Consider the following 14,947-nt stretch of genomic DNA (forward strand, 5'->3'; position numbering starts at 1 on the left):
CACAGGAAGACACTTAGTGCGAAATCTCCGCCCACTGACCGCCTGCATCATATTCATCAGCTTACTGATGAGCGCCTGTGATCGGTCTGAGCAGGGGGCAACCCCCACGGTGAAAAAGCCCAGGAGCTATACCCACCTATATCCCAGGTCCTGCTGGTTTAAAACCGACGACAGTTGGCCCGCTACCCAGTGCTACATGATGGAAGTGCCGGAGGATTACGCCCACCCCACCAGGCGAAAAATTCGCTTCCCGGTAATTCGCTTTCGTGCCAATCATCCAGCCCCCAATAAGGCACCACTACTACACCTCGGGGCCGGTGGCCCCGGCGCCAGCATGGGGTTGGAGCCGGAAAACGCCAGCGACTGGTTGTGGTTGAACTACGCCGCGATGACTGTTGAAGACGGCCGCGATTTAATCGTGATCGATCCACGCGGCACCGGCATGGCGCGACCGCGCCTCACCTGCAGCGAGTTTATCGAGGACGCGCAGACGGCTTTCCAGCGCAACCTCTCCCCGGAAGAGGAGGCGCGTGTTTTCGCTTTCAGTATGGAGCGCTGCTACAGTCGTTTGAGTAAGGGCGCGGATATGGCGCAGTACAACAGCTCGGTGATTGCTCGGGATGTGGAAGAGCTGCGCAAGCTGTTGAAAATCGATAAGCTCGACCTCTATGGCGTTTCCTACTCTTCCCGCTACGCCCTCACTTATGCGCGGGATTTCCCCGATTCAACCCGCGCCCTGGTGCTCAACAGCGCGGTCTTCCCGAATATCGCCTATACCCAACAACTTGCTCAGGATTCACTGGCGGCTTACGAGCGCGGCCTCAAGCACTGTATTGAGGATGAAAAATGTAACAGCCGCTACCCGGATCTGCGCCGGCGCCTGGAGAACCTGGTGCAAACCCTCGATGAGAAACCGCGCACGGTTTCTATCAAGCACCGCTATTCGAATCAGCCCTACCCGTTTGTGCTCACGGGCCAACGCCTGCTGAGGGTGCTGTTCCAGGCTTTGTACAACGAGAATTTTTACAGTGAACTGCCAAAGCTGATTGAGGGGCTGGAGAACAGTGGCGACGAGGGCCTGAAGCCCGCGCAAAAAGCCATTGGACACTTTATGGAAATCGTACTGGACCCCTACTTTGGCGACGCGGCCGGGGTCAGCCACTTCTGCTACGAGGAAGCGCCCTTTGTCGATTTCGACCAAGCCCGCGAGAGCGCCGAGGGCACCGGCATACTCGGCGGCGCTGTGCGCTCAGACCTGAAGTTGCTGCAACTGCAATGCCGAATCTGGGCGATCCCCGCCGCACCACTGCTGGAATCCCAGCCCATTGCCACTCCCGCTCCAGTGATGGTGTTACACGGTGGGCTCGATCCGGTTTTGTCCGCGGAGGATGTAGATATAGCGCGCAAAGCGCTGCCCAATCACCAATGGCTGCTATTCCCTCAATTGGCTCACGACATTATTTCTGCCAGCAGCTGCGCAGAAAAGGCGGCGGCGCGCTTTCTCGACAACCCAGAAAGCGACCAGACAGAACCCACCAAAGACTGCCGCAAGCAGGAACTGGCAGACCAGATCCAGGAAGAGCAGGAAGAGCGGAAGGAACAAGAGGAGCAAAGCCAAGGTGGTGAAACGGAGGCCCCCTCCACGGGCATACCAGCTCTGGAAAGCGAACCCTAAACGATTGGCGTCATTGGACGACAACAGGAATCAACATGGACCGAATGCACAGCGCTTCGCTCATTGAAGTAAAGGATCTCCAAAAACAGATTGACGACGAGGCGGTGGTCATCCTGGACTGCCGCTATGATCTCGCCGACAAGGAAAGCGGAGCCCAAGCCTATGCAGCGGGGCATATTCCCGGAGCCCACTACGCCAGCCTGCACCGGGATCTGTCCGCCCCCACACACCAGTTTGGCGGGCGTCATCCCATGCCCAACAGCGCACAGTTCCAGCAATTCGCCCGCAAGTTGGGTATCAACACCGATACGCCAGTGGTTGTCTACGACGATAACCGCCTGGGCTTTGCTGCGCGCGCCTGGTTCCTGTTTTACTTTTTCGGCCACACAAATATCCAGGTTCTCAATGGAGGCCTGCGTGCATGGCTCGACGCCGGTCTGGCCTTAGAGAGCGGTGAATCGGAAGCCGCACCGGAAGGCAATTTCAGTGCAAGGCCAAAAGACAATCTGCTGGTGCACTACGAGACCCTTAAAACCTCTCTGGGCGATGCGCCTTGGCAGCTGGTAGACGCCCGAGATACAGATCGCTTTGCCGGCAAACACGAACCCATAGATCCCATCGCGGGCCATATCCCCAGCGCCATCAACCAACCCTGGCGGGAAATGACCGACGAGAAAGGCAAAGTGAAGTCGCCTGCGGCACTCCAAGCTATTTGGGATTCCCACTCAGATGGACGACCCATTCTGAATTACTGCGGTTCAGGGGTGACGGCCTGTGTAAACTACTTTGCTCAACAGCTGGCCGGACGCCGGGACTCCCTACTCTATCCAGGGAGCTGGAGCGATTGGTGCGCACATCAGCGGCAAAGCAAATAAGGGGCTAGGAAGAATCTAGTCAGGGGGATCAAGGGGGCTGTGATTTCCGCCCCCACGGATCAGCCGAGCGCCTTAATCGTGCATGGGATTACGCAGTATCGGGCAAACGGCTTCTTTGTTTTTCGCCATATATTGCTGGTGGTATTCCTCGGCGTAATAAAATGGCTGGGCCATGCTAATTTCGGTAGTCACCTCACCGCGCTGCTTTTCATTGAGGGCCGCTTGTATGGCTTCCCTGCTTGCTTCCGCTTCTTTCTTCTGCCCTTCGTGGGTACAGAAAATACAGGAGCGGTACTGGGAGCCGATATCATTGCCCTGGCGCATGCCCTGGGTGGGATCATGCATATCCCAAAATGTTTTCAGTAACTCTGCATAGCTGACCTTCTTCGGGTCAAACACCACCTTAACCACCTCGGCATGTCCCGTGCGGCCACTACACACCTCATCGTAATTTGGGTTCTCGGTGGCGCCATCGGTATAACCCACTGCGGTGGCATAGACGCCATTAATTTCCCAGAACAGTCGCTCCGCACCCCAGAAGCAGCCCATGCCAAATAATGCGACCTCCATGCCCTCGGGGAATGGCTCCTGAATGGGATTGCCGTTGACATAATGGACGCCGGTGATTTCCATCGGCTGTGGTCGGCCGGGCAAAATCTGATCCGCATCCGGAATCTGGAATTTGTCGTATTGCATACTGTTATCTCAAGTGCTGAAATTTTCTTCAAACAGGATAGCTACAAGCCATCATTCCGCCCAGAGTTTGGAAGGGCTTGAGGCGAGCCATGGTAACCTGACAATCCATGGGATCGGAAAGATATTTAAGCCCTGGACACAAACTTGGCAAGTTCAGAATCTAAGGAGCCGCCATTGGCACGTTTAATTCTTCTAATACTGATTGTTATCGGCGTCTGGTATGCCTGGCAGAAAATCAAAGCCAGTTCAAAGGGCGATAAACGCAAACAGATTTTCTTTATCACGCTAATGGGGGCGGCGGCGGTTGTCGTACTGTTGGCGATTAGTGGACGGCTACATTGGGTCGGCGCCACAGTATTGCTGATCTTGCCGGTATTGGGGCGCCTGCTCAATCAACTCACGCGCCTGATGCCCTGGCTGGCCCCCCTATTTGAGCGTTACGCACGCAACCGGCAAAACCCGAATCCACAACAAGAACAGGAAACTCAGCAGGAACATAAAACCACACAGACCGACCAGGGGCCGCCATTAAGTGAACATGAAGCGCGGCGGATTTTGGGCGTCGGCGCCAAGGCCGGGCGGGATGAAATTATCGGTGCGCACCGCAAACTTATCCAAAAATTGCACCCGGATCGCGGTGGTAACGACTACCTGGCGTCGCGGGTAAATGCCGCCAAGGAATTGCTGCTGCGCACGCTCTAATCTTCAGCCCTTTTCAGAGCTTTATTCTGGTACTCGACAGAGGAGGTGGATATAACGCGCCAGCTGACGATAGGGGTCGGTCTGCGAGTACTCCAGTTCCTTTTGTACGATTGCCGCGGCGGGCAGTTTGTCGCGAATAGCTGGCGTCATAAAGTCGTGAAAACAGCGGATGCCACTATGACAAGTCACTTCAAAACCCGCCTCTTGCAGCCAATCACTCACCCACTCCATTAGCAGCGGGTTTTGTGGTGTCAGGCTGCCGGGGTGCCCGCCCCAGTAATCCTCATCGATATTGCGCTCCAACTGACGAAAGCTGCCGCGCTGCAACAACCTAAACTCCAGCGCGCGCCGGTTGTAAAACGTCAGAGACAGGTAGCCACCCGGTTTCAGCAAACGGTGCAGTTGCTGCAAGGCCAGCCGTGGCTCCTCCAGCCACTCAAGCACCGCATGGCAGATTACCAGGTCCGCGCCCTGCAGCATTTTCATCTGCGCCAGCGCTTGTAGGGGCTTATGCAAAAGGGTTACCCGCTTTTGCAAATGTCTCGCCTGCACCTCTGCCGCAGCATGTTCCAGCATTTGCGCCGAAATATCTGCCAAGTACACCCGATGCCCTGCAGCAGCCAAGTCCATGGCAAAGTGCCCCTGGCCACCACCGGCATCCACAATTTTCAGAGTGCGCGATTCCCGGCTGACAATCGACGCCAAATCACGGTTCAATACCGCCAGGCGAATATCCCCCTTGAGACCACCGTAAATTCGATCGCGAAATCGATGCGCCAGGTCGTCAAAGTTTCTGTCGCTGTAACGTGTATCGCTCATGGGGCCCCACCATCCACAACTTCAGTAGCCCGGCGTTCGTTTTCCACGATTTTACTGCGCAGCGCCACATCCATATCCACTCCGAGTACCTCCGCCAACTTACACAGGTACATTTGGATATCTGCCAGCTCTGCGGCTACCTCTTCAGCATTCTCACTCTGCATCAGCGAGTGGATGTCACCGTTATCACGCCACTGAAAATGCCGATTCAATTCGGCCACTTCTACCGAGAGCGCCATCGCCAGGTTCTTTGCGGTATGCAGCTGCTGCCAGCCCCGCAGTTTTGCCACCTTGTCAAAGGCCGCCACAATTTCACGATTTTCCACTGAACTTCTTCCTCTGCTGGCGCTCCAGGCCACCCTCCCGCGCCGCCAAAATCGAATTGAGCGCGCGGGACATAAACTCGCGCCGGTACAACACACAAACCACAAAAACGTAACCGGCAATGAACAGCAGAGGGTGGATAAACCATCCCAGTACCGACATGGAAAAGTAATAGGAGCGCAAACCGTAGTTGTAACTGTGCCCGGCATGGTCAATTACTTTGGCGGTGCTGATGGCAAAACGGCGGCGCTCGGCCTCGGACAACTCCCCCGCTTCCGGCGGAGGCGCAGCGCCGATCAGCACATTGGCAAAGGAGTACTGGCGCAGGGACCAGGTAAAATTGAAAAAGGCGAAAATAAAAATCAGGATAAGCAGCATCACCTTAAGCTCAAACTGCTCAACCGTGGTGGGCTCGGCAAAGGGCAAGCTGGTGAGTACTTCAATGGCGGCCTTGTTCGCCGTTAGGGCCGTCACCAAGCCCGCCAAAATCAGGATACTGGTGGAGGCAAAAAAGCCAATCACCCGCTCCAGGTTACTGAGGATCGCGGTATCTGCCATCCGCATATCCCGGTCGAGCATGCGCAGCATCCACTCCACTCGATACCATTGCAATGAAGATGTGAGACACCAAGTCTCTTTGGCTTTCTTACGTGCGAATACGGTGTAACCCACCCATGTGATAAAAAAGCCAGTGACGCTGGCAATATCCAACCAGGACAACCTCTATCTCCCTGTTCGTCTACATTTATGCCGGGGCTTCGGTAGGTGAAGTCTTCGCCTTGCTGACATCCTTGTCAACACTGTCTTTCCGGTGTGTGCAAGCGGTAGAATAGCGCCCTTTCGCCGGCGGCAGAGGCCGGCCAGAAAATTTTCTATAACTCCAGGGAGCTGTCTTTTGAACAACTCACATCCTGCATTTGAACTGGTTACCAGCGCAGAAATCGATTCCCTCGGCGTGCGCGTCGAAGAATACCGTCACACCACCACCGGTGCCCAACACCTGCACATTGCCGCAGACAACGCGGAAAATGTTTTCCTGGTGGCACTGCGCACTGTGCCCCACGATTCCACCGGTGTGGCCCATATTCTCGAGCACACCGCACTGTGCGGCAGTAACAAATACCCGGTGCGCGACCCTTTCTTTATGATGATTCGGCGTTCACTCAACACCTTTATGAATGCCTTCACCAGCTCGGACTGGACCGCCTACCCCTTTGCAAGCCAAAACCGCAAGGATTTCAATAACCTTCTCGATGTTTATTTGGATGCGGTATTTTTCGCCACATTGGACCCGCTGGATTTTGCCCAGGAAGGACACCGCCTGGAATTTGCCGAAACCGAAAACACCAGCAGTGAGCTGGTCTACAAAGGCGTGGTGTTCAATGAGATGAAGGGCGCCATGAGCTCGGTCAGCTCGCAGCTTTGGCACACCCTGAGCAAATATCTGTTCCCCACCACGACCTACCACTTCAACTCCGGTGGCGAACCCTCAGATATTCCCAAGCTCAGCTACCAAGAGTTAGTGGATTTCTACCGCAGTCACTACCACCCCAGCAACGCCATTTTTATGACCTTCGGCGATATTCCCGCCGCAGAACACCAGGCTGCTTTTGAAGAAAAAGCGCTGCACAAATTTGAGAAGCTGGACAAGACCATCGAGGTGGGCCGCGAAGATCGCTACTACGCTCCACTCAAGGTGGAAGAGCACTACCCGCTTACCGGCGAGCCTCTGGAAGGAAAAACCCATATTGTTTTGAGCTGGTTACTCGGTGACGTAACCGATCTGGAAGAGGCCCTCACCGCACATCTGCTCGCCGGTGTACTGCTGGATAACAGTGCCTCCCCGCTGATGAAACTGTTAGAGACCACCGACCTCGGCACCTCCCCTTCCCCACTTATCGGGCTGGACGATTCCCAGCGGGAACTTGTGTTTGTCTGCGGTATTGAAGGCAGCGAGCGCGAGCGCGCCGACGAGCTGGAAAAACAAGTGCTCGCCGTTCTGGAAGAAGTGGCCGAGAAAGGCATTCCTTACGAGCAGGTAGCCGCTAGTTTGCACCAGCTGGAACTACAACAGCGCGAAATCGGTGGTGACGGCTACCCCTTCGGCCTGCAACTGATCCTCACCGCGCTTACTGGCGCTACCCACCGTGGCGATGCGGTTGGCCTGCTGAATATCGACGCCACCCTGGAAAAACTGCGCGAACAGATCAAAGATCCGATGTTTATCGCCAATAAAGCCCGCAAACTATTGCTGGAAAACCAGCACCGCGTGCGCCTGGTGATGAGCCCGGACGACAAACTGGCCGAGCGCAAAGAGCAGGCGGAAAAGGAACAGCTAGCGCAGATTAAGGCGCGCCTCAGCGAGAAGGAAAAAGCGCAGATTGTCGAAACCGCCAAGGCCCTAGCGGATCGCCAAAATCGCGAGGACGATGCCTCCATCCTGCCCAAAGTGGGTGTAGAGGATATTCCCGCGGAAATGCCCGATGTCGAGGGTGAAACCACTGAAATTGGCGAGCAAAAACTCACCCGCTACAGCGCCGGTACCAATGGTCTGGTTTACCAGCAGATGGTTTGCGCCCTGCCGGAATTTAGCGAAGAGGAAAAGGCGCTGCTGCCCTACTACTGCCAGGTATTGAGCGAGGTTGGCCTCGCCGATAAAGACTACCTGGAAGTCCAGCAATGGCAGACCCGTGTCGCCGGTGCCCTGCATGGCTTTACCAGCAGTCGCACCGCCATCGACAACCTGGATCACCTGTCCGGCCACTTTATTCTTTCCGGCAAGGCACTCTCTCGCAACCAGGGCGAACTCACCGAACTGATGCAGGCCACCATGGCGCAAGTGCGCTTCGATGAGCACGCCCGCATTAAAGAACTGCTGCAACAAACCCTGGCGCGCCGCGAACAGGGCGTTGTGGGCAACGGCCACGCTCTCGCCATGGCAGCTGCCAGTGCCGGCTACAATCGCGCAGCCTGGGAGAGCCACGCCAGCGGCGGCCTGCTGGGCCTGCGCAACCTGAGAGCTCTGGTCAAAGGGCTCGATGAAAAAGACGGCCTGAAGCAACTTTCCGCGCATTTCCAGGCGATCCACGACAAGATCCTCGCCGCCCCACGTCAGTTCCTGTTGATTGGGGAAGAGGAGAAACTGGGAGATTTCAGCCAGGCATTGGCCCCGCTCATCTCTACGCCCAGCGCAACTGCGGCCAACCCGGATGCACCCTTTGAGCGCAAACAGGTACAAGAGCTCTGGGTGGCCAACAGCCAGGTGAATTTCTGCTCCAAGGCTTACGCCACTGTGCCCATGTCGCACCCGGATGCCGCACCGCTTTCTGTATTGAGCGGTTTCCTCCGCAACGGCTTCCTGCACCGCACGATTCGCGAACAGGGCGGCGCCTACGGCGGTGGTGCCGGACACGATAGCAATATCGGGGTATTCCGCTTTTACTCCTATCGCGACCCGCGCATGGGAGAAACCCTAGAGGATTTCGATGCCTCTTTACAGTGGCTGGCCGAAGGCAAGCACAAGGAGGAGCAAGTGGAAGAATCGATCCTCGGTGTGATTGGCGGCCTGGACAAACCCGGCTCCCCCGCCGGCGAGGCCAAAAAGAATTTCCACTCCGGCCTATATGGACGCACCCACGAAGTACGCCAGCAGTTCCGCAAGCGGGTGACAGAAGTTACTTTGCAAGACCTGCAGCGTGTTGGTGCCACTTACCTGGAACCGTCCAAAGCTAGCACCGCTATTGTCACCGGCCCTCAAGGCAGTGAAGCGGCGGCAAAGCTGAACCTGCAAGAAGAAAAACTGTAATTACGCCAGGCCCCCGGCAGCAATATCTGCCGGGGCGCCGGTTTTACCCGCTTGCAGACAAAATGTACTCGGCGGTAATCATTTCTCTCGGATCATTGCCGTGATCCCTAAGCGAAGTCCCGATGAGCAAACAAGATAATATCTACGCAAACCCACTGGGCCAGGTGGCCGGTTTTGAATTTGATCGGCAGGTGGTGCAAGTCTTCCCGGACATGATCAAGCGCTCCGTGCCCGGCTACACCACCATCGTGGCCATGATCGGCACCCTCGCGGAACGCTATGCCCAGGCCGGCAGCCGTTGCTATGACCTCGGCAGCTCACTATGTGCCGCCACCCTGGCCATGCGCCACCGTATTCCCGCGGCAGATTGCGAAATCATTGCCGTAGATAATTCCGAGGCGATGGTGTCCCAGGCGCGCACGGTACTCGAAGCGGACAGCGGCGAAGTGCCCGTGCAACTCATCTGCGACAACCTGCAAAACGTGGCAATTGAAAACGCCTCCGTTGTGGTGCTGAACTTCACCCTGCAATTTATTCCGGTTGAGGAGCGCGAGGAAATCCTGCGTAAAATCCAGCAGGGACTGCGCCCCGGCGGCATACTGATTATTTCCGAGAAAGTGGACTTCGCCGATAAAGACCACAACGAACTGATGATTGAGTTACATCACTCTTTCAAGGCCGCTAATGGCTACAGCGCCCTGGAAATCGCACAAAAACGTTCGGCTTTAGAAAACGTATTGATTCCTGAGACCCTGGACACCCACCGCACGCGCCTGAAAAGTGTCGGCTTCACCAGCGTCGATGTCTGGTTCCAGTGTTTTAACTTTGCCTCCCTGATCGCCATCAAAGGCACCCCCGATAAGTAAGTACCCGTGATTGACTACACCCAACTCTACCAAGGCCTGCAACATATCCCGGAACTGCGCGGCTGGCTGACCCAGCTGCCTCAGCAGGTAGCCGAAAACCTGAGCCCGCATCGCTGGGGCGACCTGCCCGACTGGCGCGCCGCTGTCGAAGCTCTGCCAGATATCGCCCCTTCCAGCATCGAGCTCGGCAATAGTGTGCGTATCGGCCAGGCCAGTGACGCCTCGCCGGAGCAGTTGCAGTTACTGGAACAGGAACTGAGAAAACTGCATCCCTGGCGCAAAGGCCCCTGGGAAATTTTTGGCCTGCCTATCGATACCGAATGGCGCTCCGACTGGAAATGGGACCGGGTACTGCCTCACCTGGCACCTATGGAAAACAGGCTGGTGCTGGATGTGGGTTGCGGCAACGGCTATCACTGCTGGCGCTCCTATGGCGCCGGCGCCCGGCGTGTGATTGGCATCGACCCCTCGGCAAAATTCGTCGCTCAGTTTTACGCCCTGAAAAAATATCTCGGCGACGACCAGCCGGTGGACCTACTGCCACTCGGCATCGAGGCCCTGCCCGCAAATCTACGCGCCTTCGATACCACCTTCTCAATGGGTGTGCTCTACCACCGCCGCTCTCCAATGGATCACCTGCGCGAGCTACGTGAGACCTTGCGCCCCGGTGGCCAGCTGGTGTTGGAGACCTTAGTGATTGATGGCGGGCTCGGGGATTGCCTGGTGCCGGAAGATCGCTACGCCAAAATGCGCAATGTATGGTTCTTCCCCAGCTGCGCCACTTTGGAAAGTTGGCTGCGGAAATGCGGGTTTCACAACCCCAGGACGGTAGACTTGAATACCACTAGCCTGGAGGAACAGCGGCGCACCGACTGGATGCATTTTGAATCCCTAGCCGACTTTCTCGATCCGCAATCGCCGGATAGAACCGTAGAAGGTCACCCCGCGCCCAAACGCGCTGTTTTGGTCGCGGAAGTGCCGTAGCTTGTATCACAGCCGGTGATAGGGAACTCATAAATTCCGCAAAACCCGCAACAAGTAGAATTTTGTACGGAATAGCAGCTGCCATCTTGATTGTTGCGCCTTGTAAGGCAAAGTGCGCCCCTAAATGGTGCAACTATATCCTTAAGGGAGGGCCGCAACTGTGTGCGGCCCAGCGCAGAGAATTTATATGAGTATTAGCGTATTTGAACTGTTCAAAATTGGTGTCGGCCCCTCAAGCTCCCATACGGTGGGCCCAATGGTCGCCGCACGCCAGTTTGTTCAGGACCTGCGCGACCGCGACCAGCTCGCAAAAACCGACCGCGTTCAAGTACACCTTTACGGCTCCCTGGCCCTGACCGGCGTCGGCCACGGCACCGATATGGCCGTATTGATGGGACTGCTAGGCCAAACCCCCGATACTATCGACGTCGATAGCATCGACGAGAAGATGGGCGCCATCCACGGCGAGCAGGTGTTGACCCTCAATGGTGACCACAAAATAGAGTTTGTTCACGATCGCGACCTGCTCTTCCATATGGAAGAGTTTCTGCCTCAACATTCCAACGGCATGACCTGCCAGGCCTATTGCGGCGATGAACTGTTGTTCGAGCGCAGCTATTTCTCCATCGGCGGTGGCTTTGTTCTTTCAGAAGAAGACTTCGCCCACAAGGAGGAGATTGCCACCCTGCTGCCCTACGATTTCAGCAACGCCGAACAGCTGATGAAGATCTGCGACCGGCATGGCTGGACCATCGCCGAATTGGCTATGGAAAATGAGAAAGCATTTCGCAGCGAACAGGAAGTCAAAGACCGCCTGTGGAATATTTGGAAAGTGATGGAGGCCTCCATCGAGCGGGGCTGCCAGCAAAAAGGCATTCTGCCCGGCGGCCTAAAAGTGCGTCGCCGTGCCGCCGAACTCTACTGCGAGCTGAGTAAGCAAACCGCAGAGGAGCGCAATCGCGGCCTCGCCATCCTCGACTGGGTAAGCCTGTTTGCCCTCGCCGTTAACGAAGAGAATGCCGCGCGCGGCCGCATTGTTACCGCCCCCACCAACGGTGCCGCCGGTGTTATTCCCGCGGTTATCGCCTATTACGTGGAGTTTGTACACGACCCAGAAGTACACGGCGAACTCAAGGATCAGGTAGTGAAGTTCCTGCTCACCGCCGGCGCCATCGGCATGCTATTTAAGAAAAATGCCTCTATATCCGCTGCCGAAGTGGGCTGCCAGGGCGAGATCGGCGTTGCCTGCTCCATGGCCTCCGCAGGCCTGGCCGCCGTGGAAGGCGGCAGCAACCAGCAAATCGAGAACGCCGCCGAGATCGGGATGGAACACAACCTGGGCCTCACCTGCGATCCTATAGGTGGCTTGGTGCAAGTTCCCTGTATCGAGCGCAACACCATGGGCGCAGTAAAAGCCATCAACGGCGCTCGCCTGGCCCTACGCGGCGACGGCGCCCATATCGTACCGCTGGATAGCGTGATCGAAACCATGCGCCAGACTGGTATCGATATGCAGAGTAAATATAAGGAGACATCTCTGGGTGGGCTGGCGGTTAACGCGGTTAACTGCTGATTGATTTTTTTATGCCGGGGTTGGATTTAGCCCCGGTAATTTTGCTATTTCTGGCGAATCAATTTTTCACAGAAGCCTCTGAACAGCCCCATAAAACCTCTGTGGACCTCGAAGACTACAGAAGTTAGGTCCGGCTCGCCACAAAAGGCCTTAGTCCTTTCAAATTTCAACCTCGAAAAATACCTATAGCCTACTTTTATGGCCCGATCTTTATCTAGGGGCATTAGATTTTAATCTTAGGGCCACTCTTTGAAAGTATAAAAGCCCCCTTAAGCCTCCAGTGGCATGTTCTACGAGTCCCCATTGGCTTACATGGTATATTCTGCCGCAAGTCTAGCAGTAGTTACTTGGGCATCCAGAGTAAACACAACAAGAGGCAGTCTTAGTAAAAGACCGGGACCTTTAAGAAAAGGGCCCGGTCGATAAGGGTTAATTCACACTTTTAGAGTGGTAAACAATCGCTTGCCACACATTTTGCTGACCGCCGATATAATTCTCAAAGGTAGGGTTCTTAATATAATTCCAGGCCACTTTGCCGTTACCCAGATACATTGGCTCATCCAATCCACCCCATCCATAATCGGTGAGTTTTACCGGCCCCTCAAGTACATTCAGATCTGCGTCAATCTCCATCACATAATAGGCTTTTGGAACCAGCATACGCATGGCCTCGCCTTTCTTATTGTAACTGCGATTGTATGGAAGGTTATCGGAAATACACTGGAACTGTGCATAACCAAACAGGTAGCGGTCGTTCTTCAGGTCGACGAGCTGGGGGTCACTAATCTGGCAATCGGAATCTTCAGCCAGCCACTTGATACCAACCCCCTCAATATTGCCTTCCCAATCAACCTTGGCAATACCTACGCGAGTTAAAGAAGATTTATCCAGGGCGCCGCCAGAATAGAGTCCTTGCCTTGGTATCAGTGAATAGTCACCCTCATCATATTCGATCTCTTCGAGGTACGAGAAGAAGCAATTTTTATTGGCCTTATCAGCACATTGGTCATCAAAGGGACCATCTCCACTGGTATCAATACCGAGTGTATCCTGTAAGAACCTATCCATATCCTCATCTTCGATGTACTTCGGTGAAACGATTACAGATAAATTAGTATTAGCATCAACTGGGACGACTGTGTGCCCTCCCCCATTCGAAATCATTGCACTTGTTGTAGGAACCACGTGATTGTAGGTGCCTTCAAGGACAGAGGAGCCATCATCTTCCATTTTGATGGCAATTGCATTCAAGCCAGGAGAGGGATGATATTTATTCCCATCACTGGTACAGAGCGCACCAAACATTTCGTTGCCAGGGTTATAGAAAGCCCGGATATTCAGTACATGACCATGTCCACATAGCCAATACCAGCCCCTACGCTCATCCCCAGTCATGGTCATTGACCAGTCATCTCGGTCGATCACGGTAAGTCCCGCAGAATAGTGAGAACCGCTAACCAGTACTCGAGCAGTCACGGAAAATGCGTAACTGGTTCGTCCTTTACTGTCATCCTCAACATATAATAGTTCTTGGGTACCAAGATGAGTGCCACCATGCATTTTATTTACGACGTAAGCATCAGGCACTTCGGATAAAGGCTTGTTATCCCACTCCATCAGCCAAATCTGATCGTTATACTTTTTCTCATTATCGGTACCTGCAACAGCGTCAAGATTGTCCTCAATCTTCATCCAGCCAATACCGTGCTCTTCAATTAGATCTTTCTTAACATCGTATCGCTCACTAGCCTTGTATTCTGTATTACATAAAACAGCAACCCTGGAGCAGTCAGCGCTAGCTGTTATACCGTGAGACTCATAACACTGTTTCAGAATCGTGGTATTGCCAGTTTGATCAAAACTTGAAGTTTCAGGGTTATATTGGAGTTCATAGACTGAGCCATAGGTCGGATTTGAGGCGCTTTGTCCTTCAGATAAGGTCGTGGATACAAACATCCGAGGCTTATCTGTATCAGTTGCGCAGGTCGCAGTGTAGCTACGAATGGGGATATCGATATTTTCTTCATCTTGCTCACTATCTGTTCGGCCAATATAGTGTGCAAGCTGATACACTTCCTGTGCGTTTACCATTGCGTCAGGCAGTGTAATATCGGTGGCCGTTATTGTAGCAAAGCCCAGATCGGAGCTTGAAACACCTCCAACCGTTACCGTTGAGGGATCATTGTCGGGAAGAGGCGTATCGCTCCCAGTATCACCGGAACCACTATCATCTCCTTGGTTGTCGCCACCCTGATCACCACCATTATTACTGCCACCATCGCTCGCAGCTGGTGTCTCAGGTTCGGAGTCTGAAGAACCGCCCCCTCCGCCGCTACATGCAGCCAAAGTAGCAGTTAATGCCAAAACCAGTAAATTTTTGCCAAATAACTTGTCCATAATCGCCTGAAATCTTATTTTTTGATTTGTGTGTTAGGTAAGAATTAAGAATTAAGTTCCAATGAGTCACGAAATGAAAATACGAAAAGAATTTTATTTTTTCGTGAATATTTTTCTGTGTCGCATTTAAAAAAATGAAGAAACTAAAGCCGGCCTATATCAGCGCCTTTCTGACGATATTTGTCACCTATATACAAAATGCGTTAGAAGTGCTCTCTACCACCATATAGC

Annotated in this window: 12 protein-coding genes; 7 read left to right on the top strand and 5 right to left on the bottom strand. The window is 54.3% G+C overall.

All coding sequences use genetic code 11. The features are described from left to right. Nucleotides 1-16 precede the first annotated feature (16 nt). Together FIU95_RS10600 and FIU95_RS10605 are read left to right on the top strand one after the other, a co-directional pair. Nucleotides 17-1,675, top strand: coding sequence for an alpha/beta hydrolase (locus FIU95_RS10600; RefSeq protein WP_152453743.1), 1,659 nt, complete (start codon nucleotides 17-19; stop codon nucleotides 1,673-1,675). A gap of 35 nt (nucleotides 1,676-1,710) precedes the next feature. Then, a complete protein-coding gene (locus tag FIU95_RS10605) occupies nucleotides 1,711-2,550 on the top strand; it encodes a sulfurtransferase (protein WP_253868561.1) in 840 nt (279 codons plus the stop codon). Nucleotides 2,551-2,622: 72 nt separating this feature from the next. Here the strand turns inward: FIU95_RS10605 and msrA are convergent, their stop codons facing one another. Further along, entirely contained in the window at nucleotides 2,623-3,246 is a 624-nt protein-coding gene (msrA, locus tag FIU95_RS10610) for a peptide-methionine (S)-S-oxide reductase MsrA (RefSeq protein ID WP_152453744.1), read from the bottom strand. Nucleotides 3,247-3,420: 174 nt separating this feature from the next. On the opposite strand from msrA, the gene FIU95_RS10615 reads away from it, so the two are divergent. Next, nucleotides 3,421-3,948 carry a molecular chaperone DnaJ gene (locus tag FIU95_RS10615; RefSeq protein ID WP_152453745.1) on the top strand — a complete coding sequence of 176 codons (528 nt, stop codon included), beginning with the start codon at nucleotides 3,421-3,423 and terminating at the stop codon, nucleotides 3,946-3,948. A 21-nt stretch (nucleotides 3,949-3,969) separates the two neighbouring features. Here FIU95_RS10615 and FIU95_RS10620 read toward each other — a convergent pair whose 3' ends face one another. From FIU95_RS10620 to FIU95_RS10630, 3 genes are read right to left on the bottom strand one after another with little or no spacing between them, the layout of a single operon-like run. After that, nucleotides 3,970-4,767 carry a methyltransferase gene (locus FIU95_RS10620; protein ID WP_152453746.1) on the bottom strand — a complete coding sequence of 266 codons (798 nt, stop codon included), beginning with the start codon at nucleotides 4,765-4,767 and terminating at the stop codon, nucleotides 3,970-3,972. Next, nucleotides 4,764-5,093, bottom strand: a complete 330-nt coding sequence (locus FIU95_RS10625; RefSeq protein ID WP_253868563.1) for a nucleotide pyrophosphohydrolase — start codon at nucleotides 5,091-5,093, stop codon at nucleotides 4,764-4,766. Before FIU95_RS10625 ends, FIU95_RS10620 begins: the two co-directional genes overlap by 4 nt. After that, nucleotides 5,080-5,811 carry a DUF599 domain-containing protein gene (locus tag FIU95_RS10630; RefSeq protein WP_152453747.1) on the bottom strand — a complete coding sequence of 244 codons (732 nt, stop codon included), beginning with the start codon at nucleotides 5,809-5,811 and terminating at the stop codon, nucleotides 5,080-5,082. The genes FIU95_RS10625 and FIU95_RS10630 overlap by 14 nt, the downstream gene beginning before the upstream one ends. A gap of 175 nt (nucleotides 5,812-5,986) precedes the next feature. On the opposite strand from FIU95_RS10630, the gene FIU95_RS10635 reads away from it, so the two are divergent. The 4 genes from FIU95_RS10635 (at nucleotide 5,987) to FIU95_RS10650 (ending at nucleotide 12,319) form a co-directional block, all read left to right on the top strand. After that, the gene (locus FIU95_RS10635) at nucleotides 5,987-8,896 is read left to right on the top strand and encodes an insulinase family protein (RefSeq protein ID WP_152453748.1); all 2,910 of its coding nucleotides are present in this window, start codon (nucleotides 5,987-5,989) and stop codon (nucleotides 8,894-8,896) included. A gap of 122 nt (nucleotides 8,897-9,018) precedes the next feature. After that, entirely contained in the window at nucleotides 9,019-9,762 is a 744-nt protein-coding gene (cmoA, locus tag FIU95_RS10640) for a carboxy-S-adenosyl-L-methionine synthase CmoA (protein ID WP_152453749.1), read from the top strand. 6 nt (nucleotides 9,763-9,768) lie between these two features. Next, nucleotides 9,769-10,746, top strand: coding sequence for a tRNA 5-methoxyuridine(34)/uridine 5-oxyacetic acid(34) synthase CmoB (cmoB, locus tag FIU95_RS10645; RefSeq protein ID WP_152453750.1), 978 nt, complete (start codon nucleotides 9,769-9,771; stop codon nucleotides 10,744-10,746). A 187-nt stretch (nucleotides 10,747-10,933) separates the two neighbouring features. Beyond that, a complete protein-coding gene (locus FIU95_RS10650; protein WP_152453751.1) occupies nucleotides 10,934-12,319 on the top strand; it encodes an L-serine ammonia-lyase in 1,386 nt (461 codons plus the stop codon). A gap of 429 nt (nucleotides 12,320-12,748) precedes the next feature. On the opposite strand, the gene FIU95_RS10655 is transcribed toward FIU95_RS10650, so the two are convergent. Continuing rightward, entirely contained in the window at nucleotides 12,749-14,716 is a 1,968-nt protein-coding gene (locus FIU95_RS10655; RefSeq protein WP_152453752.1) for a hypothetical protein, read from the bottom strand. Nucleotides 14,717-14,947: the final 231 nt, after the last annotated feature.

It is taken from the genome of Microbulbifer sp. THAF38 (genome assembly GCF_009363535.1).
Lineage (GTDB): Bacteria > Pseudomonadota > Gammaproteobacteria > Pseudomonadales > Cellvibrionaceae > Microbulbifer.

What these genes read in the sequence shown, in the direction of transcription:
- FIU95_RS10605 (WP_253868561.1), top strand. Translation starts at nt 1,711, where the DNA reads ATGGACCGAATGCACAGCGCTTCGCTCATTGAAGTAAAGGATCTCCAA.
- msrA (WP_152453744.1), bottom strand. Translation starts at nt 3,246, where the DNA reads ATGCAATACGACAAATTCCAGATTCCGGATGCGGATCAGATTTTGCCC.
- FIU95_RS10620 (WP_152453746.1), bottom strand. Translation starts at nt 4,767, where the DNA reads ATGAGCGATACACGTTACAGCGACAGAAACTTTGACGACCTGGCGCAT.
- cmoA (WP_152453749.1), top strand. Translation starts at nt 9,019, where the DNA reads ATGAGCAAACAAGATAATATCTACGCAAACCCACTGGGCCAGGTGGCC.
- FIU95_RS10650 (WP_152453751.1), top strand. Translation starts at nt 10,934, where the DNA reads ATGAGTATTAGCGTATTTGAACTGTTCAAAATTGGTGTCGGCCCCTCA.
- FIU95_RS10655 (WP_152453752.1), bottom strand. Translation starts at nt 14,716, where the DNA reads ATGGACAAGTTATTTGGCAAAAATTTACTGGTTTTGGCATTAACTGCT.